19 protein-coding genes are annotated in these 23427 nt (G+C 70.7%); 12 read left to right on the top strand and 7 right to left on the bottom strand.

The window, feature by feature from the left end; genetic code table 11:
- Positions 1–197: 197 nt before the first annotated feature.
- Positions 198–665 carry a response regulator transcription factor gene (locus tag JKJ07_RS46705; protein ID WP_203078241.1) on the top strand — a complete coding sequence of 156 codons (468 nt, stop codon included), beginning with the start codon at positions 198–200 and terminating at the stop codon, positions 663–665.
- Here JKJ07_RS46705 and JKJ07_RS46700 read toward each other — a convergent pair.
- Entirely contained in the window at positions 607–1728 is a 1122-nt protein-coding gene (locus tag JKJ07_RS46700; protein ID WP_203078240.1) for a M20 family metallopeptidase, read from the bottom strand. The two genes, JKJ07_RS46705 and JKJ07_RS46700, sit on opposite strands and share 59 nt — an antisense overlap.
- A 1022-nt stretch (positions 1729–2750) precedes the next feature.
- Between JKJ07_RS46700 and JKJ07_RS50845 the strand changes: the two genes are divergently transcribed.
- Complete coding sequence (locus JKJ07_RS50845) at positions 2751–3743, top strand: GNAT family N-acetyltransferase (RefSeq protein ID WP_307834808.1); 993 nt, start codon at positions 2751–2753, stop codon at positions 3741–3743.
- Here JKJ07_RS50845 and JKJ07_RS46690 read toward each other — a convergent pair.
- Together JKJ07_RS46690 and speB are read right to left on the bottom strand one after the other, a co-directional pair.
- Positions 3734–4285, bottom strand: a complete 552-nt coding sequence (locus tag JKJ07_RS46690; protein WP_203078239.1) for a GntR family transcriptional regulator — start codon at positions 4283–4285, stop codon at positions 3734–3736. The genes JKJ07_RS50845 and JKJ07_RS46690 overlap by 10 nt on opposite strands.
- Before the next feature lie 79 nt (positions 4286–4364).
- Positions 4365–5423 (bottom strand): agmatinase, encoded by a 1059-nt coding sequence (gene speB / locus JKJ07_RS46685; protein ID WP_203078238.1) that lies wholly within the window; start codon positions 5421–5423, stop codon positions 4365–4367.
- Between the two features lie 97 nt (positions 5424–5520).
- Here speB and JKJ07_RS46680 point away from each other — a divergent pair, with 97 nt between their 5' ends.
- On the top strand, positions 5521–6480 hold the full coding sequence (locus JKJ07_RS46680; RefSeq protein ID WP_203078237.1) for a serine/threonine-protein kinase: 960 nt from the start codon (positions 5521–5523) through the stop codon (positions 6478–6480).
- Here JKJ07_RS46680 and JKJ07_RS46675 read toward each other — a convergent pair whose 3' ends face one another.
- Both JKJ07_RS46675 and JKJ07_RS46670 read right to left on the bottom strand, forming a co-directional pair.
- Positions 6481–7350, bottom strand: a complete 870-nt coding sequence (locus JKJ07_RS46675; protein WP_203078236.1) for a universal stress protein — start codon at positions 7348–7350, stop codon at positions 6481–6483.
- A complete protein-coding gene (locus tag JKJ07_RS46670; protein ID WP_203078235.1) occupies positions 7347–8813 on the bottom strand; it encodes an amino acid permease in 1467 nt (488 codons plus the stop codon). The genes JKJ07_RS46675 and JKJ07_RS46670 overlap by 4 nt, the downstream gene beginning before the upstream one ends.
- 223 nt (positions 8814–9036) lie before the next feature.
- Between JKJ07_RS46670 and JKJ07_RS46665 the strand changes: the two genes are divergently transcribed.
- From JKJ07_RS46665 to JKJ07_RS46635, 7 genes are all read left to right on the top strand, one after another.
- The gene (locus JKJ07_RS46665) at positions 9037–9372 is read left to right on the top strand and encodes an STAS domain-containing protein (protein WP_236031360.1); all 336 of its coding nucleotides are present in this window, start codon (positions 9037–9039) and stop codon (positions 9370–9372) included.
- 55 nt (positions 9373–9427) lie between these two features.
- Complete coding sequence (locus tag JKJ07_RS46660) at positions 9428–10174, top strand: alpha/beta hydrolase (RefSeq protein WP_203078233.1); 747 nt, start codon at positions 9428–9430, stop codon at positions 10172–10174.
- Between the two features lie 11 nt (positions 10175–10185).
- Positions 10186–11418 (top strand): ATP-grasp domain-containing protein, encoded by a 1233-nt coding sequence (locus JKJ07_RS46655; RefSeq protein WP_203078232.1) that lies wholly within the window; start codon positions 10186–10188, stop codon positions 11416–11418.
- Between the two features lie 145 nt (positions 11419–11563).
- Complete coding sequence (locus JKJ07_RS46650; protein WP_203078231.1) at positions 11564–12007, top strand: DUF5990 family protein; 444 nt, start codon at positions 11564–11566, stop codon at positions 12005–12007.
- Between the two features lie 119 nt (positions 12008–12126).
- Complete coding sequence (locus tag JKJ07_RS46645; RefSeq protein WP_236031358.1) at positions 12127–15048, top strand: DEAD/DEAH box helicase; 2922 nt, start codon at positions 12127–12129, stop codon at positions 15046–15048.
- Positions 15041–15799, top strand: coding sequence for an SWIM zinc finger family protein (locus JKJ07_RS46640; RefSeq protein ID WP_203078229.1), 759 nt, complete (start codon positions 15041–15043; stop codon positions 15797–15799). Before JKJ07_RS46645 ends, JKJ07_RS46640 begins: the two co-directional genes overlap by 8 nt.
- Positions 15800–15921: 122 nt before the next feature.
- Positions 15922–16455, top strand: coding sequence for a hypothetical protein (locus JKJ07_RS46635; protein ID WP_203078228.1), 534 nt, complete (start codon positions 15922–15924; stop codon positions 16453–16455).
- 56 nt (positions 16456–16511) lie between these two features.
- Here the strand turns inward: JKJ07_RS46635 and JKJ07_RS46630 are convergent, their stop codons facing one another.
- The gene (locus JKJ07_RS46630) at positions 16512–17924 is read right to left on the bottom strand and encodes an SDR family NAD(P)-dependent oxidoreductase (RefSeq protein ID WP_203078227.1); all 1413 of its coding nucleotides are present in this window, start codon (positions 17922–17924) and stop codon (positions 16512–16514) included.
- A gap of 2804 nt (positions 17925–20728) precedes the next feature.
- Positions 20729–21643 (bottom strand): LysR family transcriptional regulator, encoded by a 915-nt coding sequence (locus JKJ07_RS46625; RefSeq protein WP_203078226.1) that lies wholly within the window; start codon positions 21641–21643, stop codon positions 20729–20731.
- A 71-nt stretch (positions 21644–21714) separates the two neighbouring features.
- Between JKJ07_RS46625 and JKJ07_RS52125 the strand changes: the two genes are divergently transcribed.
- Together JKJ07_RS52125 and JKJ07_RS46615 are read left to right on the top strand one after the other, a co-directional pair.
- Positions 21715–22596 carry a DMT family transporter gene (locus JKJ07_RS52125; RefSeq protein WP_203078225.1) on the top strand — a complete coding sequence of 294 codons (882 nt, stop codon included), beginning with the start codon at positions 21715–21717 and terminating at the stop codon, positions 22594–22596.
- A gap of 90 nt (positions 22597–22686) precedes the next feature.
- Positions 22687–23424, top strand: coding sequence for an SDR family NAD(P)-dependent oxidoreductase (locus JKJ07_RS46615; protein ID WP_203078224.1), 738 nt, complete (start codon positions 22687–22689; stop codon positions 23422–23424).
- Positions 23425–23427 lie beyond the last annotated feature (3 nt).

The following is a 23427-nucleotide window of genomic DNA, read 5'->3' as shown; positions in this document are numbered from 1 at the left end:
CCGACGCCAGGTGCGAGCGGTAAACGGCCGCACCGTCGGTGGCGGGGTCCCTCCCACAAGGAGCGGCTCCGCCATTTTTCTTTTCCCGGTCTGCTCCTCCTCTGCACCCGGGGAAGTTCTGGAGCGTTCCCGGCCGCCGCCGATGGTCCCCTCGTTCGACAAAGACCAACCGAGGGATCAAGGGGAGAGATCACATCATGGTCGGAGCAGCGGTTTCCATCGTTCCCACGTTCATCGAGCCCGCCGTCGGCCACCCCGTTCCCGTCGCGGACTGGGTGACCGACCTCGCCGAGCCGACCATCCTGGTCGCCGACGACGACGAGGACGTGCGTGACCTGGTCACCAGCAAGCTGGTCGCGGCCGGCTACCGGGTGATCACCGCCGACGACGGCGCCTCGGCCCTGCGTCAGGTGGTCACCGAGCTGCCCGACATGGTGATCCTCGACGTGTCGATGCCCGGCCTCGACGGCCTGAGCGTCTGCTACGAGCTGCACTCCTCGGCCGACACCGCGCAGATCCCGGTGCTGATGATGAGCGGCCACTCCCGCCAGGTCGACATCGACCTCGGCCTCACCGTCGGCGCCGACGACTACCTGGTCAAGCCGTTCAACCCGGCCGAGCTGGTCCGCCGCGTCCGCTGGCTCCTGCTGGCCAACGAGGGCTGAGCCCCGTCAGAAAAGCCCGCAAAGCCTTCCCGTACGGGGTGAGCGTCGTCAGGTCGGCATACTCGCTCGCCCCGTGCTGCCCGTCACCGCCCGGCCCGAAGATCACCGCGTCCACGCCGACCGCCGAGTAATGCCGGCCGTCGGCGGCGCCGTGCTTGGCCAGCAGCGTGCCCGCTGGTCCGGCGGCTTTCTGCAGCAGCTTGACGTCGGCGCTTTCCGGGTCGGCGTAATGCGGGTGACCGTGGCTTTCCACCTGCACGTTCACGCCGGTGATGCTTTCCAGGTGCGCCTTGACCCGCTCGGCGTCCTGCCAGTCCTCGTCCTCGGCCGGGAAGCGGATGTCGAGCCACGCGCTCGCCTCCGCCGGCACCTGGTTGACGGCCGTGTTGGGCGTGTCGATCCGGGCGACGTTCACCGTCGTGCGCCACACCTCGTCGCCCGGAATCGGATACCTTTTGAGGACTTCGTTCGCCGCGTTCATCACCGTGACCAGGGCGTTGTCCCCGAGCCACGGGTACGCCGCGTGGGCCGCCCGCCCTTTCGCGGTCAGTCGCACATGAGCCAGGCCGCGCGACTCGTTGACGATCCGCAGCCGGCTCTGCTCGCCGATCACGACAAAAGCGGCCCGTACGCCCTGGGCGATCTGATGGGCCGTGCCGTCCGCGCCGCCGACCTCCTCGTCGGTGACCAGCTGCAGGGCGATCGGGAAGTCCAGGCGCGGGGCCAGCTCGCGGAAGACGTCCGCCATGATCAGGGCCGCGACCTTCATGTCCTGCGCGCCGCGGCCGTAGAGGCGGTCACCCTCGACCCGGGGGACGAACTGCTCGGGGGCGGCGGGGACTACGTCCAGGTGGGCGTTGAGGATGACGCGGAACTCCTCGGCGCCTGGTGGATGGACCAGGGCACTGAGCTTGCCGTTGGACTCGAACCGCCGCTGGGTGAACCCGGGGCCCAGCTCGCCGAGCACGAAATCCAGGGCTCGGGCCAGCTCGTCCGGGCGCTCTGCTGTGGACGGGATCGCGATCAGCCTCTTCGCCCGTTCGACGAGTCCTTCTTGATCCACCCTTTGACGCCTCCGTCCAGGACGACGATGACCTCTATTACACCTGAACCGAGGCCTACATGACCGTGCCCGGCGGCGAGGGCGCTACCCGTGGTCGTGGTCGGGCTTTCTGCGGCCACTTGCGGTCGGTCGTTGGCTAGGAGCGGCTTCCCGGGCGGGGCGGGCGGGTGGTTGGGCTTTCTGCGGCCACTTGCGGTCGGTCGTTGGCTAGGAGCGGCTTCCCGGGCGGGGTGGGCGGGTGGTTGGGCTTTGCGTGGCCACTTGCGGTCCGTTGTTGGCTAGGAGCGGCTTCCCGGGCGGGGTGGGCGGGTGGTTGGGCTTTGCGTGGCCACTTGCGGTCCGTTGTTGGCTAAGAGCGGCCTCCCAGGCGGGCGGGCGGGGGGTCGGGCTCTCTGCCGCCGCTCACGCCGGGTGCGTTGTCGGGTTACTTCGGCGGCCGGCGGATGTGCGATGGCTGCTGCGGCCGGTTTCGCTTAAGACGACGCTGACCGCAACGGGCGGCACTCAGCCGGACCCCGACGCCCACCGCCTGGGCAGCCGCTCTTGCCACCACCAACCGCAAGGGGCCGCAGGCAGCCCGCAGTCCGCAGGCAGTCCGCAGTCCGCAGTCTGCAGGCAGTCCGCAGTCTGCAGGCAGTCCGCAGTCTGCAGGCAGCCCGCCTGCGGGCCGCCCGAAGTGGGCGCGCTCCCACAAAGTCCTCGCAGGGGTGCCCCTTTACCCCAGCCGTCAGACCTGTATGCTCGCCGACGACCAAATTGGGGGCGGTCGAGCGGTCCACCGTCAGATCTGTGGCCCGGCGCAAATATCTTCGCGCTTTCTTACCGTAATCCCCCGGCAACAATCGGTCAGCTCTACATGCGACCGATTCGCGCGCCGGCGAAGAAGCACTTAATGCGCGGTTAATTCTCTCCATTCTGTTGCAGCGTCAAGAAAGCACTGTGGAGAGCCGTCACCGTCCGTGGTGGGCGATCACGGAGCGTGGGCCGTCGTGACTGCGCGGCGACGTGATAGACATGCGCCGGTGTCCAAACACGCCGAGATCCTCAGCGCCGCCTGCGCCGTCGTGGCCGCCCGCGGCGCCGACGCCACGCGCTTCTCCGACGTGACCGCGGCCACCGGTGTCGGGGTCTCCACGCTGCAATACTTCTTCGGCAGCCGCGACGACATGCTGCGGGCCGTCTTCCGGCATTCCGCCCAGCGCGACTTCGACGAGGTGGCCGAGCGCCTCACCGTCGTGACCGACCCCTGGCAGCGACTCCTGCTCATCGCCTCTCATCTGACCGGTGCCGTCGGCAGCGACGTCTCGTGGCGGGTCTGGGTCGAGTCGTGGCGCTGGGCCCTGCGCGACCCCGATCTGCGCGTGGAGGTGCTGGCCGACTACACCCGCTGGCGCGAGCTGCTGGCAGCCGAGATCTCGGGAAGCCGGCCGATAGGCACCGCCCAGCAGATCCTCGCCCTGATCGACGGCCTGGCCCTGCCGGCCGTCCTGGGCGACCCGACGATGGACTCCGCCGCCCTCCTGGAGGAAGGACTCAGAAAGTTGACCGGACAGCGATTGCGGCCGGCCCGTGACGACGACGCCCTCGCCGTCGCCCGCATCTGGGAGTCGGGCTGGCGCGACGGCCACCTGGGTCACGTCCCCGACGCCCTGGTCGAGGCGCGCACCTCCGAGACGTTCCGCACCCGGGCCGCGCAGCGGATCGCCGACACCACCGTGGCGGTCGCAGGCGACGAGGTGGCCGGGTTCGTGATGGTGGCCGGCGACGAGGTCGAGCAGGTCTACGTGGACGCGGCGTTCCGCGGCGGCGGCGTGGCCCGTGCGCTGCTGGCCGAGGCGGAGCGGCAGGTCGCGGCGGGTGGGCATCCGGTGGCGTGGCTGGCCGTGGTGCCGGGCAACGCGCGGGCGCGGCACTTCTACGAGCGCGAGGGCTGGACGGACGCGGGTGGCTTCGACTACCTGGCGGCAGGCGTCGTGGTGCCCTGCCGACGGTATACGAAGCCCGTTCAGCTGTAGTCACTGCCGTACAGGTGCCGGCCGGGGTGGTCGCGGTAGAGCAGGCAGTGGTTGTCGTCCTGTTCCGACGGGGCCCGCACGGCCAGGCAGTGCGGAATGGCGTTGATCTCGGAGGCGGACAGCGACCACTGCACCCACCAGCCAGTGCCGGCCGCGTGCTGGCCCAGCCCGGCGTGCGCGCCCTCGTGGGGATGCTCGAGCTCGCAGTGCAGCACCCGGTCGAGCCCGTGGGCCGGGCGCGGGAGCCGGCTCAGCCAGCCGACCTGCTGGTGGTCGAGCTCGATGCGGGCCGGGCAGCGGTGCGCGTCGATCACGGCGAGCGGGGTGACGAAGTTGCCGGCGCCCTTGCGCGACGAGATCAGGCCCTCGGTGCGCAGCACGCGCAGGGCCGACTGGACGGTGGTGCGGGCGACCCGATGCTCCCCGGCGAGCGTGTGCTCGGAGGGGAGCTTCGCGCCGACGGTCAGGCTGCCGGTGAAGATCTGATGGCGCAGCTCGGCCGCGATCTGCTGGTACGGGGAGAGTGCCGTGTCGGGGGACATGCAAGGCATGCTGCGTGGCTGGTCAGGGCGGAACAAGTGCGCAACCGCGACTGTCTGTGACGATGTTGCGGACGCGAACTCAGCGCTGCGGATCACTCACGGAGGGCGGCGGATCAACCCGCGAGCCACGTCCCGACAGCAGCGGCGTGGCCCTGTTCCACCGGGGTCCACCTGCGTCTTTGCGTCGCCGAGCCAGCCCCGAGAGGGCCTCCAGCACGACCCGGTTGCCGAGCATCGCGGTGATGTCGGCGTGGTCGAACGGGGGTGCCACCTCGACGATGTCCATGCCTACTACGGGTAATTCGTGGCAGATCCGCGAGACGCTGTCGAGCAGCTGCCGCGCGGTGAACCCGCCGGGTTCGGGGGTGCCGGTGCCGGGGGCGTGGCTGGGGTCGCAGACGTCGATGTCGACCGAGAGGAAGACGCCGTCGCAGTCGTCGAGGGCGATCTCGAACGCCTGGTCGAGCACGGTGTCGAGGCCGCGGTCGACGATCTCGCTCATGTGGAACGAGTTCATGCCCTGGTCGGCCATCCAGTCGAGCGTCTCGGGCCCGGGCCAATAGCCGCGCAGACCCAACTGCAAGAAGCGGTCCCCCCGTACGGCTCCCGACTCGATCAGGCGCCGCATGGGCTGCCCGTGGCCGTAGAGCGACCCGAACTCGATGTCCCCGGTGTCGGCGTGCGCGTCGAAGTGGATGACCGAGATCCGGCCGGCGCCGTGGTGCCGGGCCACTCCCGCGACGTCGGGCCACGTCACGGTGTGGTCGCCGCCGAGGATGAGCGGGATCGCGCCGTACGAGGCCACGTAGGCCACCGCGTCCTCGATCGTGTCGCAGCTGCGCTGGATCTCGCCGCTGAACACCTCGAGATCGCCCGCGTCCTTGACGGTCAGGTCGCCGCTGAGCGCGTCGACCCGCATCGCCATGTGCGGCCGCGAGCCGTCGTGGGGCAGGTAGTCGGTGCCGCGGATGACCTGCGGGCCGAACCGGGCGCCGGGCCGGTGGGAGGTGCCGCCGTCGAAGGGCGCACCCAGGATGACGACGTCCGCGTCCGCGTAGGTCTGCTCGTCCTGCCAGTCGCAGGCGGGCACCCCGAGGAAGGTGAAATCGGGGCCGTACATCGGTCCGTAGCGCGTCACGACGGGACTGTACTTCCATACAGTGGGGGAGTACAGCGTTTCTGCTCCGGGGTCCACGGGTACCGCTGACCGAAGATCTAGCCAGGAGGTTCGGTACATGCGGATGCTGGGCGGGCGCTACCAGCTCGTGCGGCGCATCGGCGTCGGCGGCATGTCCGAGGTGTGGCTCGGCCACGACCGGGTGCTCGACCGCCCGGTGGCCATCAAGATCATGGGGCCCTCGCTGGAGGGCACGCTGGGCGACGCGGCGAGCATCGACCTCGTACGCACCGAGGCCCGCTCGGCCGCCAAGCTGGCCCACCCGAACGTGGCCGGCGTGCACGACTTCGGCACCTCACGGTCGGGGCCGTCCGCGCGCGACGTGCCGTACATCGTGATGGAACTGGTCGAGGGGCAGACCCTCAGCGCCCATCTCGCGGCGGGGCCGATCGACTGGCGGATCGGCGTGCGGATCTGCGCCGAGGTCGCCGCGGGGCTGGCCGCCGCGCACGCCGAGCTGATCGTGCACCGCGACGTCAAACCGGCCAACGTCATGCTCACGCCGTCCGGGGCCAAGGTGCTCGACTTCGGCATCGCGGCCTCGGCCGACACCCCGCAGCCGGAGCCGGACGTGCCGGTCATGGGCACCCCGGCCTACGTGGCGCCCGAGCTCTTCGAGGGAATGCCGGCCACGCCCGCCAGCGACATGTTCGCCCTGGGCACGCTGCTGCACCAATGCATCAGCGGGCACCTGCCGTGGAAGGCCGAGTCGCCCACCGAGCTCGTCTACGCCCAGCGCTATCGCGACCCCGAGCCGCTGCCCGAGCTCGACGGCCTGCCGCCCGAGGTCGAGGATCTGGTGTCGCGCTGCCTCAACCGTGACCCGGCCGAGCGCCCGACCGCCATGGTGGCCGCGTTGCTGCTGGCCGAGGCGGTGGACGCCCGGGTCTACGTGCCCATCCAGGACCTGAACGCCCAGGACGCCCACCCCGCGATCTCACCCTGGGACAAGCGCGCCGCGGAGGAGCCCACCTCGGTCGCCATGCAGGCCGGGGGCGGGCGCCACCGCGCCGACTGATCAACCGCTGCGCGGCACCACTACCAGGGGACGGCACGCGCGCCGGATCAACCTGGTCGAGACGCCGCCGAGCAGCACCCGCCGGGCCGGGCCGTAACCGCGCGAGCCGCAGTAGAGCACGTCCACGTCGGTCAGGTCGGCCAGCGCGTCGACGACGTCCCCGGCCACCACCTCCCACTCGGCCGTCACGCCGGGCAGCGAGCCGGCCGCCTTGCGCAGCGATTGCTCGTACGTCTCCCGGGCCGTCTCGAGGAACGCCCGCTCGACGTCGTCGCCGATGAGGAACGGCAGCGTGGCGTCCCCCTCGGCGACCACGGTGTAGAGCTTGAGCGTGTCCCCGGTGCGGCGGGCCATCTCGGCGGCGGCGCCCAGCGCGGTCCGGCCGTCCGGCGTGTCCACGTAGGCCACGCCGATCCGGCGGCGCTCGACCGGCGGGGCGGGCATCGACGCGGGCGCGATGGCGACCGGGCAGACGCTGCCCGCGAGCAGACGCTCGGCCGTGCTGCCGGCCATCAGGCGTTCCTTGGTGGCGTGCCGTCCCGACCCGATGACCAGCATCGCCGCCCGGGTCTCCTCGGCCAGGTCGTGCAGCCCGTGCGCGGCCGACGACGAGGAGACCATGCGAAAGGCCACTTCCCCCCGTACGCCTTCCAGGGTCTCGCGGGCGTCGTCGAGCACCCGCTGCGCGGCGCGGTGCCGGTCGGCGACCCACTCGGCGTCGACCCGGCCCGAGCCGAGGGCGGCCGGCGCGGGGTGCACGACGGCCACCACGAGCGGCGCCCCGAGCGCCTCGGCGAACCATCGCCCCAGGGCCAGCGCGTCGGCCGCGGCCGTGCCCCCGTCCACTCCGGTGATCACCGGGCCGGTCATTGCGGGTCACCCTCGTCCGGCGTACGGGCCCATCCCGGGGTGCCGCCGCTCGGCTCGCGACGCAGGCGGGAGTTCTTGTAGCCGTACAGCCAATAGATGAGCACGCCGATCACCAGCCAGACGACGAACCGGACCCAGGTGTCCCAGGGCAGGTCGCTCATCAGGTAGACGGCGAACGCGATGCCCAGCAGCGGCAGCACCGGCGACCACGGCACCCTATACGGGCGCGGCATGTCGGGCCGGGTGCGCCGCAGCACGATGACGCCGATGTTGACCAGCACGAAGGCGAACAGCGTGCCGATGTTGACGAGCTTGACGATCTCGCTCAGCGGGATCAGCGCGGCCAGGATCGAGATGAGCACGCCGAGCACCAGGGTCAGCCGGGCCGGGGTGCCGTACCGCTGGTTGACCTTGGCCAGGCGCTGTGGGAGCAGGCCGTCGCGGCACATCGCGAAGAAGATGCGGGTCTGGCCGTACATGATGACCAGCACCACGCTGGTGATGGCGACGACGGCGCCGAGTGCGAGGATCGCGGCCGCCCAGCTGATCCCGGCCCCCTGGTCGAGCGCGGCGGCCAGCGGCGCGTCGCTGCCCTCGAGCTGCTCGGGCGAGGCGATGCCGATCGCGGCGGTCGCGGTCAGCACGTAGAAGATCGTGCAGATGACCAGCGAGCCGATGATGGCCAGGGGCAGGTCCCGGGCGGGCTGCTTGGCCTCCTCGCTGCCGGTCGAGACCGCGTCGAAGCCGATGTAGGCGAAGAAGATCACCGCCGCGGCCGCGGTCACCCCGTCCACTCCCTCGGGCGCGAACGGCTGGAAGTTGCCGGTGCCGAAGTTCGCGAACGCCACGACGATGAAGAACAGCAGGACGAGCAGCTTGACCGCGACCATCACCAGGTTGACCCGGGCGCTCTCGGTCACGCCGCGGATCAGCAGGAACGTGATGGCCAGGACCACGAACACGGCGGGCAGGTTGAACACGCCGCCGTCCTCGGGCGACTTGGCGATCGCGTCGGGCAGGGCCACCCCGAACGCCGAGTCGAGGAACGCGTTCAGGTTGCCGCCCCAGCCGACCGCGATGGCCGCGACCGAGACGCCGTACTCCAGGATCAGGTCCCACCCGATGATCCAGGCCACCAGCTCGCCCAGGGTCGCGTACGTATAGGTGTACGCGCTGCCCGCGACGGGGATCGACGATGCCAGCTCCGCGTACGAGAGTGCCGAGAACGCGCAGGCCACGGCGGCCAGCACGAACGACAGGATGACCGCGGGCCCGGCTATGCCGGCCCCCTCGCCGATCACCACGAAGATGCCGGTGCCGATGATGGCGCCGACGCCCATCGCGGTCAGATGCGTGGCACCGACCGCCTTCTTGAGACCTTGACCCTCCTCGGCCGTCTCGGTGATGAGGGACCGGACGTCGCGCACCGCGAAGATGCCCGGCCGTCCCGATGTCGTGGCCATGTTCACCCCTCCCGTCATCGGCTTCCGCCTATGTGACTTTGGGCATACGGATGGTCACTCCGCAACCGCAGAGCGAGATCGGGCAAATTCCTGGGGGTCCGGCGCGCACCGGGTGTCCGCTGTGGCACCGGAAACAGGCGGCAGCCTGCGAGGAGCGGGAAACCGGAGGTACGGTGGCGGGACAGCCCAGGGTGACGGAGGTTCGGCAGTGGGCGAGGCGGTGATGACGACGCGACGCCAGGCGGACGGCGCGATCGTCGTCGACGTGCGCGGAAGCCTCGACGCCGCGACCGTGGGGGCGTTGCGCGAGACCCTGCTCGGCACCCTGCAGCGGGAGCGCCCGCTGAGCCTGATCGTCGACCTCACGTACGTCACGTTCATGGACTCGCAGGGCATCGGCACGCTGGTCACGGGCTACAACGCGGCCCGCGAGACCGGCACCCGGTTCGTGCTGCGCAACCCGAGCGAGTTCGTGCACCGGCAGCTGCGGGTGACCGGCCTGGCCGAGATGTTCGGGTTGCCGCCGTCCTCGTCGCCCAGCCAGACCTACACGCCCTGAGATCTCGTCGCCCGGATGGCGCGCGGCCGCACGACGCGGCGGTTAATGTGCCTTCATGGAGGCCAGGCGTGACCCCGATTGGTGGACGCAGCCGGCCGCGGCAGGCTCGTGGTCGACCGTCGACCTGACCGTGAAGGCGTTGCGCGCCGACCTCAGCGCGCGCGTCTGGTCGCCCGCCGACGCCACCGACCGCGTGCTCGTCGCGCACGACGGCCCCGACTACGACAAGCATGCCGACCTGGGCCGGTATGCCGCCGCGTCGATCTGCGCGGGCCGGATCGAGCCCTGCCACGTCGTGCTGCTGCCGGCCGGGGAGCGGTTCGAGTGGTATGCGGCCCTGCCCGCGTACGCGCGCGGTCTTGGTCTGGAGATCTTGCCGCGGCTGACCGAGCGCCTGTCGGGCGGACGCCCCGTGGTCGCGATCGGCGCCAGCCTGGGCGCGCTGTCCCTGCTGCACTGCCAGCGGCGGCATCCCGACCTCTTCGGCGGGTTGTTCCTGCAGTCCGGCAGCTTCTTCCAGCCGCGCTTCGACCGGCAGGAGTCGGGCTTCGGGCGCTACCTGCCGATCGTGCGCTGGACGGGACGCGTGCTGCGATCGGCGAGCGGTCCCGGCGTGCCGACGACGATCACCTGCGGCAGGCTCGAGGAGAACCTGGCGAACAACCGGAGCATGGCCGAGGCGCTGCGCGAGCAGGGCTACCCGGTCACCTTCGCGCAGATCGAGGGCGGTCACGACTGGCCGGCCTGGCGGGACGCCCTCGACCCCCACCTCACATCGCTGTTGAGAAGAGTTTGGCCCTGAGGGAGGCACCCGTGGCGGACGTCGAACACACCATCGGACTTCTACTCGGAACGGAAGACGACTGGCCCCGGGCCTTCGAGGCCCTGCTGCGCCGGCTCGGCACGGTGAACGGCCCGGACGGCAAGACGCACCGGGTCTCCTCCGAGCGGGTCACCATCGAGCCGTTCAACCTGCGCTACAAGCCCCGCCACGACCTGGTCATCGACCGGCTCGCCTACTGGTACTACCACCCCCGCGAGTGGCTCAAGAAGATCGCGCTGATGGACGACGTGTACCTGCTCAACAGCCCGTTCACGTTCCAGTCGATGGAGAAGCACGCGGCCTACTGCGCGATGATGCGGCTCGGCCTCAAGGTGCCCGAGACAGTCCTGGTGCCGTACAAGAATCCGCTCGACAACAGCCGGTACGCGTACACGGCGGCCCGCTACAACCAGGCGTTCGACCTCGACGCCACGGCCGCGCAGGTCGGCTATCCGATGTTCATGAAGCCGTACGACGGGGGCGCCTGGGTCGGCGTCTCCAAGATCCGTGACCCGGAGGAGCTGCACGCCGCGTACGACGCCTCGGGGGAGCGGCTCATGCACCTGCAGGCGTCGGTGGAGAACTACGACGTGTTCGCCCGCTCGCTGACCATCGGCCCCGAGACGATGGTGATGAAATTCCGCCCCGAACAGCCCATGCACGCCCGCTACGAGGTCGACCACGGCTTCCTCGGCGCCGAGCAGGGCGACGAGGTGGTCACCATCTCGCGGCTGGTCAACGCGTTCTTCCGCTGGGAGTTCAACTCGTGCGAGTCGCTGGTGCGCGGATCCGACGTGCACCCCATCGACTACGCCAACGCCTGCCCCGACGTCGCCCTGACCTCGCTGCACTACTACTTCCCGTGGGCCATGTCGGCGCTGCTGCGCTGGTCGGTGTTCTGCGTGGTGACCGGTCGCAAGCCGCGGCTGGACACCGACACGTCGGCCTACTTCGCTATCGGGGACGACCCTTCCCTGACGTACGCCGAGAAGCTGGCCGGCTATCGCAAGCTCGCCGACGACTACTTCGAGGCGGACCGGTACGCCGACTTCTGCGACCGCTACCTGGGCAACGTCGACGAGATCGTCTACGACTGGGTCAACTCGGAGGAGTTCCGCTCGCTGCTGCGCGAGACCGTACGGGCCATGTATCCGGTGCACGAGCACGAGAAGTTCCTGGCCCACTTCGGCGGCCTGCTCGACGCCTGGGTCCGCGACCGCTGACCGTCACCCCCACGGCCCCACCCCGAACCCGACCCACCCCGAACTCGACCCACCCCCAAGCCCCAACCCACCCCCGACCCATAACCCGGCCCACCCCGGCCCGAGGCTGGACTTCCTGTCAGACCCTCGGGCTAGGGTTTCGGGCGTGAGGATCCGCATCGAGGGCCGCGACCTGCCCGCCGCCGTTGCCGGTGGGCAGGCCGATGCGTTGCGCCTGGCCAACGTCCACGTCGGGGTTCAGCGCGACCGCACGGTGGTCGACCTCGTTCCCGCGTGGGCGGCCTCGGCGAGGTGGCAGTTCGAGATCACCTCGCGCGAGGTCGACGAGCTGCTCGACGTGGGCGGCCCCTGGGTGCACGGCCGACCAGGCGCCCGGTTCCTCTACCTGAGCTGGGGCAACGTCAACGGCGACGACTTCCACATGTTCCGGCGGGCCAAGCTGATGTTCGGCGACGTCCCGACCGCCCTGCTGCGCCGCGCCCACGACGGCGAGGGAGTGCTGACCGCCTCACTTCCGCTGACCGACGGCTTCGGCGACCCGATCTGTGCCCGCGTCCGCCCACCGGTGATCGAGTGGGAGCTGCGATGACAGCCACCCCTCCCACCGCACTTCCCGCTACCCCTCCCGCCGCTCCTCCTGCCACCCCTCCCGCCGCTCCCTCCGCCACCTTTCCCACTGCCTCTCTCGTCGCCGCCGAGGTGCGGGTGTTGCACGGCTTCGTTGGGCGCGACGGATCGCTCAACCTGTGGGGCGAGGGCGGGCCGACGGCCGAGTCCGGGCATCCCTTCGCCCTGCCGGTCGACCGGCTCCCCGTGGGGGAACGGCGTGCGGCCACTCTCGTGCTGCCCTCCACCAGCGCCGGGCCGCTGCCGTCGCCGCAGCTCGGCCTGCCGCCCCGGCGCGGCACCCCCAAGCTGCGGGCCTGGCCGGTGCCCGCCGTGACCGTGCCGTTCCTCGACGCCGATGTCGCGGCCGAGTTCGAGGGGCGGCTCGGCCGGTCCGTCGAGTGGCTCATCGAGCTCTGCGAGTTCGCGGCCGACCTGGTGCGTCGCGGCCGGGTGCTGCCCGCCGTGCACCCGCACGGCCCGACCGCCCGCTGGCGGCCCGTGCTCACCGGCTACGACGCCCTGCACCGCGACGACCTGCTGCGGCGAATGCCCGCGGCCGCCCGCGCCGAGCGTGCCCGCCCCGGCGACGTGGCCGGCCTGCCCGCCGAGGACGCGCTGGCCGCCGCGCTCGAACGCCTCGTCGACGGCCTGGTCCGCACCCGCCTGGCCGAGGCCGGGGTGCGCCTGGGCGACGGCTGGCTGGCCGCGCTCACCGGCGAGCCCGCCTTCATGGCCGCTCCCGGCCTGGTCGACGAGCTGGCCGACCGCCTCGACCACTGGCACACCAGCGCGCTCACCGGCGCCGCCGTCCGGCTCTGTTTCCGGCTCAGCCACCTGGCCGAGCTCGAACCCGACGAGCCCGACGCGGTGAACCCCGATCCGGCCGCCGTCCCGGCCCGCGACGCCTGGCTGCTCGAGTTCCTGCTGCAGGCCGTCGACGAGCCGAGCGCCCTGGTCACCGCGGCCGACATCTGGCGCGACAGCTACGCACCGCTGCGCCGCTGGACCCACCACCCGCAGGAGCGGCTGCTGGGCGCCCTCGGCCGGGCCGCCCGCCTCTATCCCGACCTCGAGGCCGCGCTGCGCGTGCCCCGCCCGGTCGACATGGTGCTCGACACCGAGGAGGCGCACCGCTTCCTGACCCATGCGGCCACGCTGGAGGAGGCGGGCTACGGCGTGCTGCTGCCGGCCTGGTGGCAGGACAAACCCGGCCTCGGGCTCGGCCTCAACCTGCGTCCCCGCGATCCGATCCCCGCGGTGCTGCGCGACCAGACGGCCGACCTGGCCCACCTCGTCGACTACGACTGGGGGCTGGCCCTGGGCGGGCGGGTGCTGACCAGCGAGGAGCTCGCCGACCTGGCCAAGGCCAAGGTCCCCCTCGTACGGCTGCGGGGTCGCTGGGTCTATCTCGACGCCGACCGCCTCGACGCCGGGCTGCGCTTCCTGGCCCGTGGCGGCGGCACGATGACCGCGGGCAACGCGCTGCGCACGATCAAACTGCTGCCGCCCGAGGAGTTGCCGCTGCCGGTCACCACGGTCAGCGGCGCGGGCTGGGCGGCCGACCTGCTCTCGGGCGAGCTCGAACACCGGCTCGAGCTGCTCGACGCGCCGGCCGAGCTGCGGGGCGAGCTCCGGGCGTACCAGCGAAGGGGTTTCTCCTGGCTGGCCTTCCTCGACCAGCTCGGGCTGGGGGCGTGCCTGGCCGACGACATGGGGCTCGGCAAGACCGTGCAGCTGCTGGCCCTGCTGCTGCATCGACGCTCGGGGCCGGCCCTGCTGATCTGCCCGCTGTCGGTGCTGGGCAACTGGCAGCGCGAGATCGCTCGCTTCGCGCCGTCGCTCAGCGTCCACGTTCTGCACGGTAACGACCGTTCGGTGGCCTCCGATGCCGACATCGTGCTGACGACGTACTCCACCGCCGTACGGGATGCGGATCTTTTGGCCGCCGTGCAGTGGGACAGGGTCGTGCTCGACGAGGCGCAGCACGTGAAGAACAGCGCCGGGCAGGCCGCACGGGCGATTCGTCGTTTTCCCTCGCGTATGCGGATCGCGCTGACCGGCACGCCCGTGGAGAACAGGCTGGCCGAGTTGTGGTCGATCCTCGACTACCTCAACCCGGGCGTGCTCGCGTCGGCCCACACGTTCCGGGCGCGCTTCGCCGTGCCGATCGAGCGCTACGCCGACGAGGAGGCGGCCGCGCGGCTGCGCCAGGCCACCCGGCCGTTCCTGCTGCGCCGGGTCAAGAGCGACCCCGTCGTGATCAGCGACCTGCCCGACAAGCAGCACGTACGCCACCTGTGCGGGCTCACCGGCGAGCAGACCACGCTCTACCGGGCGATCCTCGACGAGATGACCAACCGGCTCGACGAGAGCACCGACCGCTGGAACAAGGGCATCGTGCTGGCCGGCATGACCAAGCTTAAACAGGCCTGCGTGCACCCGGCGCTGCTGCTGGGCGACGGCTCGCCGCTGCCCGGCCGCTCCGGCAAGCTGGAACGCCTCGAGGAGATCGTCGACGGGGCGCTGGCCCAGGGCGAGAGCGTGCTCTGCTTCACCCAGTTCGCCAAGTTCGGCCGGATGCTGACGCCGCATCTGGCCGCCCGCTTCGGGGCCCCGGTGCGTTTCCTGCACGGCGGCCTGTCCCGCTCCGCCCGCGACGACCTGGTGTCTGAGTTTCAGACAGACTCCCGTCCGGGAGTTTTCGTGCTGTCGCTGAAGGCCGGCGGCACGGGGCTCAACCTGACAGCGGCCAACCACGTCGTGCACATCGACCGCTGGTGGAATCCGGCCACCGAGGAACAGGCGACCGACCGGGCGTTCCGCATCGGCCAGCAGCGCGATGTGCGGGTGCACACGCTGGTCTGCCTGGGCACGCTCGAGGAGCGCATCGACCGCCTGCTGGCCGACAAGGGCGTGCTGGCCGCGCGCGTGGTCGGCAACGGCGAGGGCTGGCTGACCGCGCTGTCCACCACCGAGCTGCGCGACCTGCTCACGCTCGCCCCGGAGGCCATCGTTGACTGAGCTTCCCGTGGCCTTCCTGGGCACCTTCGAGTCGTTGCGGATGGGTCCCACGTTCGCGCGCGGCCGCCGCGACGAGCGGGCCGGGCACGTGCGCAGCCTGACCATCTCGTCGAGCCTGGTCGTGGCGCAGGTGCGCGGGCCGGACGACCCGCGGGCCTTCCGCTCCCGCATCGCCGTGCGCGCCTTCGGGGCCTCCGAGTGGGCGGCCCTGGAGGCGTCGCTCGCGAAGGAGGCCCGCTTCACGGCCCAGCTGCTCGACGGTCGTATGCCGGCCGGGATCGGCGACGTCTTCGCGGCGGCCGGGCTGAGCCTGGTGCCGTTGTCGCTCGACGAGGTCGCGCTGGACTGCACGTGCGAGCGGTGGCCGATGCCGTGCATCCACCTGGCCGCGACTTGTTACGCCCTGGCCCGCAGCTTCCAGGAGGATCCGTTCGGCGCCTTCGCCTGGCGCGGCCGGGGGCGCGACGAGCTGTTGTCCCATCTGCGCGAGCTGCGGAGCGCCATCGCCGTCACGTCGTCCGCCCCTCCCGCTCCTGCGTCCTCCCCGGCGTCTCACCCAGACGACCTTGGCGATGTAGCCGACTTCTGGGGACCCGCAGTGCCGTCGGCCGTGCCCGCCGGCGGCCGTCCCGGCGCTGCGAGCAGGCCCGATGCGCTGCTCGACCAGCTTGATCCGCCACCGCTGGCCGAGGGCGGCCGGCCGATCGCCGACGTGCTGCGCCCCGCCTACCTCGCCCTTCCCGACGAGTAGGCATCCACCGTTCGTCCAGAGCTGCGTCACTATCGGGGTATACGCTCCGAAACATCACCGTTACGTTCGGTGCCCGTGATGTCCTTTTCGAGGCATAACGTTTTGTCAAGAGAAGGTGTGATATGAACCGTATTACCCGGATGCTTACGGTCAGCGGCCTCGGCCTGCTCGCGGGCGTCACCATGGGTGCGGGTCCGGCCATGGCGGCCTCCTCGGCCGACGCCGGCTCGTCGAAGACGTCGAGCGTCTCCCAGGACAACCGCCGGGACCGCGTCGTCGGCTACTACCGCAGCTACACCGCGTGCGTCCTCGCCGGCCGCATCGGCGAGCGTTTCGACCGCTGGGACGACTTCGACTGCGACCGGGTCGGGATCCGCTCGTACGCGCTCGAGGTCAGCTGGGACCGCGACTGGCGCTGGGGTGACCGGCACCGTGGTCACGGCCGCCCGTGGTTCCACGACCGTGACCGGGACCGCGACCGCGACCGCGACCACCGTGACCGCGACCACCGCGACCGCGACCGTGACCGCGACCGCGATGGCGACCGTGACCGCGATGGCGACCGTGACCGTGGCGGGGACCGTGACCGCGATGGCGACCGTGGCGGTGACCGTGACCGCGGCGGTGACCGTGACCGCGGCGACCGCCCCGCCTGACGACACCGGTAGCACGGCGAGCCACGGCCCCCACCGGGTCGTGGCTCGTTCGCGTCCTACCAGGCGACCGGCGCGTAGTCCTTCAGGAAGACGCCGTACAGGTCCTCGCCGGCCTCGCCGCGCACGATCGGGTCGTACACCCGGGCCGCGCCGTCCACGAGGTCGAGCGGGGCGTGGAAGCCCTCCTCGGCCAGGCGCATCTTTGTCGGGTGCGGCCGCTCGTCGGTGATCCAGCCGGTGTCCACGCTGGTCATCAGGATCCCGTCGGAGAACATGTCGACCGCGCTCGTGCGGGTCAGCATGTTCAGCGCGGCCTTCGCCATGTTCGTGTGCGGGTGCCCGGCCCCCTTGTAGCCGCGGTTGAAGATGCCCTCCATCGCCGACACGTTCACCACGTACCGCCGGGGGAACGGCGACAGCTTCATCGCGGCCCGCAGCCGGCTGACCAGCACGAACGGCGCCGTCACATTGCACAGCTGAACCTCGAGCAGTTCCAACGGGTCGACCTCGTGCACCCGGTCGCTCCAGCTGTTCGTCGGCGTCGTGTCGGGCACCAGCCCACCCGCGTCGATCGCGACCGACCGCGCGGTCAACGCCATCTCGGTGACCTGCTGCGGCGTCAGCACCGGCGCCCCCGTGGTCAGGGCCGCCGCCGGCGACACCCCCGCGGTCCCGAAATACTCAAGCTCGGGAAGCGGCCCGTTCGGCAACGACTCCGACTCGGCAGCGGCAATGGCCGAATAAGAGCCGGGCGTACGCCGTACGGTCTGCGCCGCGTTATTGATGATGATGTCGAGGAACCCGCGCGCCGCCACCGAATCGGCCAGCCCCACCACCTGAGCCGGATCCCGCAGGTCGAGCCCGACCACCCGCAGCCGGTGCAACCACTCGGAACTGTCCGGCATGGCAGTGAACCGCCGCACCGCATCGTGCGGAAACCGCGTCGTGATCGTCAGATCGGCCCCGTCCCGAAGCAACCGCAACGCGATGTACATGCCGATCTTGGCCCGCCCACCCGTCAGCAGGGCCCGCCGCCCACTCAGGTCGGTGCGCGCATCCCGCCGCTCGTGGTTCAGCACCGCACACTCCGGGCAGAGCTGGTGATAGAAGGCGTCAACCTGCGTGAACCGCTGCTTGCAGACGTAACACCCACGCGCCTGATGCAACACCCCCGCCGTCGCGGCCCGGGCCGTACTACGCAGCGGAATCCCCGCCGTCTCATCGTCGATCCGCCCCGGCGCCCCCGTAGCGGTAGCCTCGGTGACCGCCCGATCGTTGGCCAGAATCGCGTCCCGCCGCTCCCGCCGCCGCTTGTGCTTGACCGTCTTGAAGAGCGCGGCAGTGGCCCGCCGCACGGCCACCGCATCGGGGTGCTCCGTCGGCAACGCCTCCACCTCAGCAATCACCGCAAGACACAGCGCCAGCCGCTCAGCATCCACCCCAGCGGTCGTTACCGCTTCGCCCGTCATCCGACTGCCCACCCCTAAATTCCCGACCCAACGCTGGAACTTTACTGAGCCCCCCACCAGATCGACCCCCCAAGCCCCCGCTGAAGACATCCACCCCCTCCCTCCACCCCTTCTCAGCGGCCCTTTTCGCCAGCAGCCCGCCCGAGCTAGTCGCTCCTTCTCGGCGGCCCGTTTCGCCAGTAGCTCGCCTGAGCTCGTCGCCCCTTCCCGCGGCCCCGGCGCCGGGGTGGGACCGCACGGACTGGCCTTGCCCTTGCCCGCATGGCCAGCCGAAGTAAGTAAGTACTCACAAACGGGGTTCCTCGTCTGTTCTGCGTATGCCGACGCTCGTCACGCTGCTTGAGGGTGTTGGTGGTGGCCCCCCGAAGGGTGTCTGTGGTGGCCCTCTCGAGTCGTCCCGGGGCGTCGGGAGGTCTTCGCCTCACCGAATCCGACCTGGTGTTCAACGACGACGATCGAGTGGGGGCGTGGAGCGGCGGCCTTGACGATGTCACCCCGCGACCTGGTGCTGCGGCCCGAGCCGACGGCAGACGGCAGACGGCAGTGAGTAAGTACTCACAAACTGCGCTGGGGTCCAGGAGTTGGCGAAGCGCGGACAGAGGCCGTCGTTGTGCAGCCCACCCACCTCGGTTCGCCGACGTTCCAGCCTGGACGCAGTGGTGGGCCAGGAGCAGCGTTGACTCGCCATCGCGGCCTCGGGTTCCATCGCGAGGGGCCGCCCGCTGGCCGCGGTCGACAAGGCCGTTGCCGGGGTGCCGACCCCCCCCGGACGCGGGCCGGTCGGCGCCTGGCTCCGAAGGCCTGCGCCACAAGAAATGGATCGGTCCACGGGCCGGAGGCCAACGCCGTGCCAAACCCTTCGGGTCGACGTAGACGCCTCCGGCAACTAACCGCCGACAAACTCCGCCAGGTGACGTCAGCCCACCGACAGCGCGGAACCCCTTGCCGCGACCCGAGCGAGCGACACCAATGCGCCGGCCAGATCCAACCAAAATCGCATTGACCCGGCCACCCAACTTCCGCGCGCCAAACAAACCGTCCATTCTGTCAACCTTGACCACAGCATGATGAGTTGCACCCACCGAAACCCTGAAAACGGCATCGAGTTTCACCGCAACCACCCGCAGGCAGCAACCACACAATCTCATTAAAATGCAACGAGCGCGAGCCAGACGCAAAACCGGAAGCGGCACCCCCAACGGAGTCGACCATCGACTACACACAACGGGTCGCGACGACGTATTGACGGCTGACCGCACAGGTTCAGCGGACGTTTTCACCGAGCGCTGCACGACCGGGCTCCGAGCAGGCACATCGCGCAAAGAAGGACTCACAGTCGGAGGCTGCCCAGACGGCCAGACCTTGTCAGGGTTCCGCTCCGCCCACCGCACCTTCTCCGCATGCCGCCGCTGCAAACCCCACGCCCGCCGCCGCTCATGCTCCCGCCGAAACTCATCATTACCCGGCGAATAATTACGCCTCTTGGTCCGATCCCGCATCCCAGCAATAGTGGCCCGGCTGAACAACGACATCTGACCCATGCGTATATTATCCGCCCGCTGACACGCGTAACGTCAGTGTCGATCATGCCATTCTACGGGGATCATGAATGGCTCGAAGCGCGACGTGGATCGGTGCGGTGATGTCGAATTCCGCGTGGCTTGGCGAATTACATAACGGCGATAGTGAGGGCTGAAGGAAGGTGAGGAGTGAGGGAGAACAAAGGGTGAGGCGGAAGCGAGGGGGTGAGGTCGAGGAGGGGTGAGGGCGAAGGCGAGGAAGGGGGCGAGTGGCGGGGTGTGCGCTGCGGGCGAGAGGGAGCGGTGAGGGGTGAGGGAGAACAAAGGGTGAGGCGGAAAGCGAGGGGGTGAGGTCGAGGAGGGGTGAGGGCGAAGGCGAAAAAGAGAGCGAGTGGCGGGGTGTGCGCTGCGGGGGAGAGGGAGGGGGTACGGACTGAGGGCGGACCTTCGGGCGAGGGTGCGGGCTGAGCCGTGGGGCGGGGGGCACTGCGGGCGAGAGGGAGCGGTGAGGGCTGACGGCGAAGGGCGAAAGGTGAGCACAGCGAGCTGAGGGCGAGGGACGGGGTGCGTGCTGACGGACAGAGTGAGCGGAGCTGGCTGAGGGCCGACGTTAGGGCGAGGCGTGCGGACCGAGGGCGGACGTCAGGGTGAGGGCGCGGGCTGAGGGCGAGGGGCGAGGGGAGGGCTGAGCGCGAGAGGTGAGGTCAAGGGGTGAGAAGTGAGGGCGCGGGCTGAGGGCGACGGTGGAGGGCGAAAAAGCTGACGGTGGGAAGCAGGTAAGGGCGCGGGGAGTGCGGCATAAAGGGCTAAGTCCCGGTGGCGGGCGGCGCTGCGGGGTGAAGGTCTTAGCGGAAGGGCCGGGGGCGGTGGGCTCGTGGCAGGTGACCGGAAGGCGGGGTCGCGGCCGGCGGTAGTGGGTCGGACGGGCTGATGTTCTCGGCAGGTGGCGGTAGGCGGCGTAGGGGGAGTTAGACCGTGGTTGGTGAGCGTGGAGGAGGGCGCCTGTCGCCTACGACAGGGGCAGGGGGCGGGGTGGCAACCGATATGGCGGCCATGCAGCTGAGTCGACGGTGGTGGAAATAGCGAGGCCGACGGTGGTGTGCGGTGTGGGCGGAACGGAGGGGGTCGGCTGGTGGCGAGGGCGCAAGAGCTGACGGTGGCGGGCGAGGCTGCGGAGGTGGTCAACGGCGGCAGAAGGGCAGCGAGCCCGGCGGAACGGCAGGAGCGGCGCAAGGCGGTGATGAAGCCCGCCCGCGGCGGTTGACCAGAAGGGGCGCGGCGTTGTCAGGCGGGGACAGGCAAGGCGGCGACAGTCTCCCGCAATGACTGGACCAGGGCGTCGGTCAGTGGGTTGGGGCGGCGGCGTTGGGGTGTGACGATGCCGATGTAGCGGCACGGGCAAGGTGGGGCCAGTGGCACCGTGGCCAGCCCGCCCTGGGCGGCCGTCAATGCCACCTGGGGGATCATGCTGATGCCGACCTCGGCGCGCACCAGGGACTGGGCGAAGACGTAGTCCGTGCCCCGGCATGCGGTTCGGATCTCGTAGCCGGCCAGGGCCGCGTAGTGGTCGAGCATGTCGACTATTTCGAGGCAGCCGTGGACCCAGCGTTCGCCTGCCAGTTCGGCGATCGTGAGGGATTCGCGGCCGGCCAGGGGGTGGGCGGCGGGGAGCACGATCCACATGGGGTCGTCGAGCAGGGGTGTCCAGGTCAGGCCGGAGCGGTCACCGGGGCGTACGGGGGGAAGGTCGTCGAAATGGTAGACGAGCGCGAGGTCGGCCGCGCCCGAGCGCACCAGGGGCAGGGCGTCGGCGGGCTCGTTCTCGAGGACCGTCAGCTCGACGCCGGGGCGGTCGAGGGCAAAACGGGTCAGCGCCGGGGGCAGCAGGCGTTGGCCGCCGCTCGTGAACGTGGCCACCGTGAGGCTGTCGGGCGTTCCCAAACGGGCGATCTCGCGCTCGGCCTGGGACAACTCGGCCGCGATGGCGTCGCCCGCGTCGACCAGCACGCGGCCCGCCGCCGTCAAGGTCACCCCGCGCGTGCTGCGTTGCACGACGGCCGTGCCGCCCAATTCGCGTTCGAGCGCGCTGATCTGCTGCGACACCGCCGACGGGGTCAGCATGAGCGACACGGCGGCCTGGTTGAAGCTGCCGAGCCGGGCGACCTCCCGCAGCACTGCCACACGACGTACGTCGATCATAAGCTCACCTAACGACGACCTCAGCAAGTAACTACTACCGCTTACTACGGTACGGGGGCAAGGTCGTGGGTGTGAATCGTCGCGCCTGGCTTCTTTTCCTCACCGTCTCGGTGCTCTGGGGCATCCCCTACTTCCTGATCAAGGTCGCCCTCGAGGACCTGTCGCCGATGCTGGTCGTGTTCGGCCGTGTCGCGATCGCCGCGCTCGTGCTGCTGCCGATCGCCGCCGCCCGCGGCTCGCTGGCCAAGCTGCGCGGCCGCATGGGCTGGGTGACGGTGCTGGCCGTGGTGCACATCCTCGGCCCGTTCCTGCTCATCACGTACGGGGAAACGCACATCAGCTCCTCGCTGACCGGCCTGCTCATCGCGGTCGAGCCGGTCGCGATCGCCCTGCTCATGGCCCGCACCGAGCGGCTCACCCCGATCCGGGTGGCCGGCCTCGTGCTCGGTTTCGGCGGCGTGGCGCTGCTGGTCGGGCTCGACCTCTCCGGCGACCGGCTGGGCCTGCTGGGCGCGGGGATGGTGCTGGTCGCGGCGCTCAGCTACGCCGTCGCCACCATGATCGTGCAGCGCCGCCTGTCCGACGTGCCCGCGGAGTCCCTGGTCGGGGCCACGACCGGCATCACCGCGCTTGCGCTCGCGCCGTTCGCCGCCTTCTCACTTCCTTCCCACCCCGTACGGCTTGAGGCCTGGACGTCCCTGGCGGCGCTCGGCCTGCTGTGCACCGCGCTGGCCCTGCTGGCCTTCTACCAGCTGATCGGCGAGGTCGGCTCGACCCGGGCCGGTCTGGTGACGTACGTGAACCCGGTTGTCGCGGTCCTGCTCGGGGTCGCGCTGCTCAACGAGAGCTTCGGGATCAGCACGTTCGCCGGATTCGCGCTGGTCGCCGCCGGATGCTGGCTCTCGACCCGCCCGGTGCCCGAGACGGTCGAGCTCGAACTTGCCCGCGTCTAGCACCCCGGACCGGCGTGGCCGAGCGACCCAGCGCCAGCGGGCCGCTCGGCCACGTCCCATTTTGTCGATCGACAGCTTATGGTGACCGGCATGGGGCAGCGGATTCTGGTCACCGGGGCGCGGCGGGGCATCGGCGCGGCCATCGCCGTCGGGCTGGCCCGTCCCGGGCACAAGCTCGTGCTGCATCACCTGGCCGCCGCCGACGAGGCCGAGGGCGTCGCCCGGCTCTGCCGCGACCTCGGCGCCCAGGCCACCCTGCTCGACGCCGACCTGGCCGACCCGGGAGCCGTCCGCGACCTGGCCGAACGGGCCGGCCCGATCGACGTGCTCGTCAACAACGCGGCCAAAGCCTCCAACGTGGACTTCGCGAAGCTCCCGCTGGCCGAGTGGCAGCAGACGTTCGCGGTCAACGTCACCGCGCCGATGCTGCTGGCCCAGGCGCTCAGCGTGGGCATGGCCGAACGGGGCTGGGGCCGCATCGTCAACGTCGTCTCGCCGACCGTGCGCCTGGGTGGCCCGTCCGGTCCCGCGTACGTGTCGAGCAAGGCCGCCCTGATCGGGCTCACCCGTTCGCTGGCCCGCGCGCTCGGCCCGTCCGGCATCACCGTGAACGCCCTGTCGCCGGGCGCGATCCGCACCGAGGGCGAGGTCGAACTGGCCGCGGGCCGCGACGAGCAGGCCCACGCGCCGCTGGTGGCCACGCAGGCCCTGCCCCGGGCGCTCGTGCCCGAGGACGTGGTGGCCGCCGTACGCCTGCTGGTCTCGGACGGCTCCGGCGCCATCACCGGCCAGGTGCTCGAGGTCGGCGGCGGCCTCGTCTTCCGCTGACGG

It is taken from the genome of Paractinoplanes lichenicola (genome assembly GCF_016785085.1).
Classification (GTDB): domain Bacteria; phylum Actinomycetota; class Actinomycetes; order Mycobacteriales; family Micromonosporaceae; genus Actinoplanes; species Actinoplanes lichenicola.
This window is presented reverse-complemented; position numbering and strand designations above follow the sequence as displayed.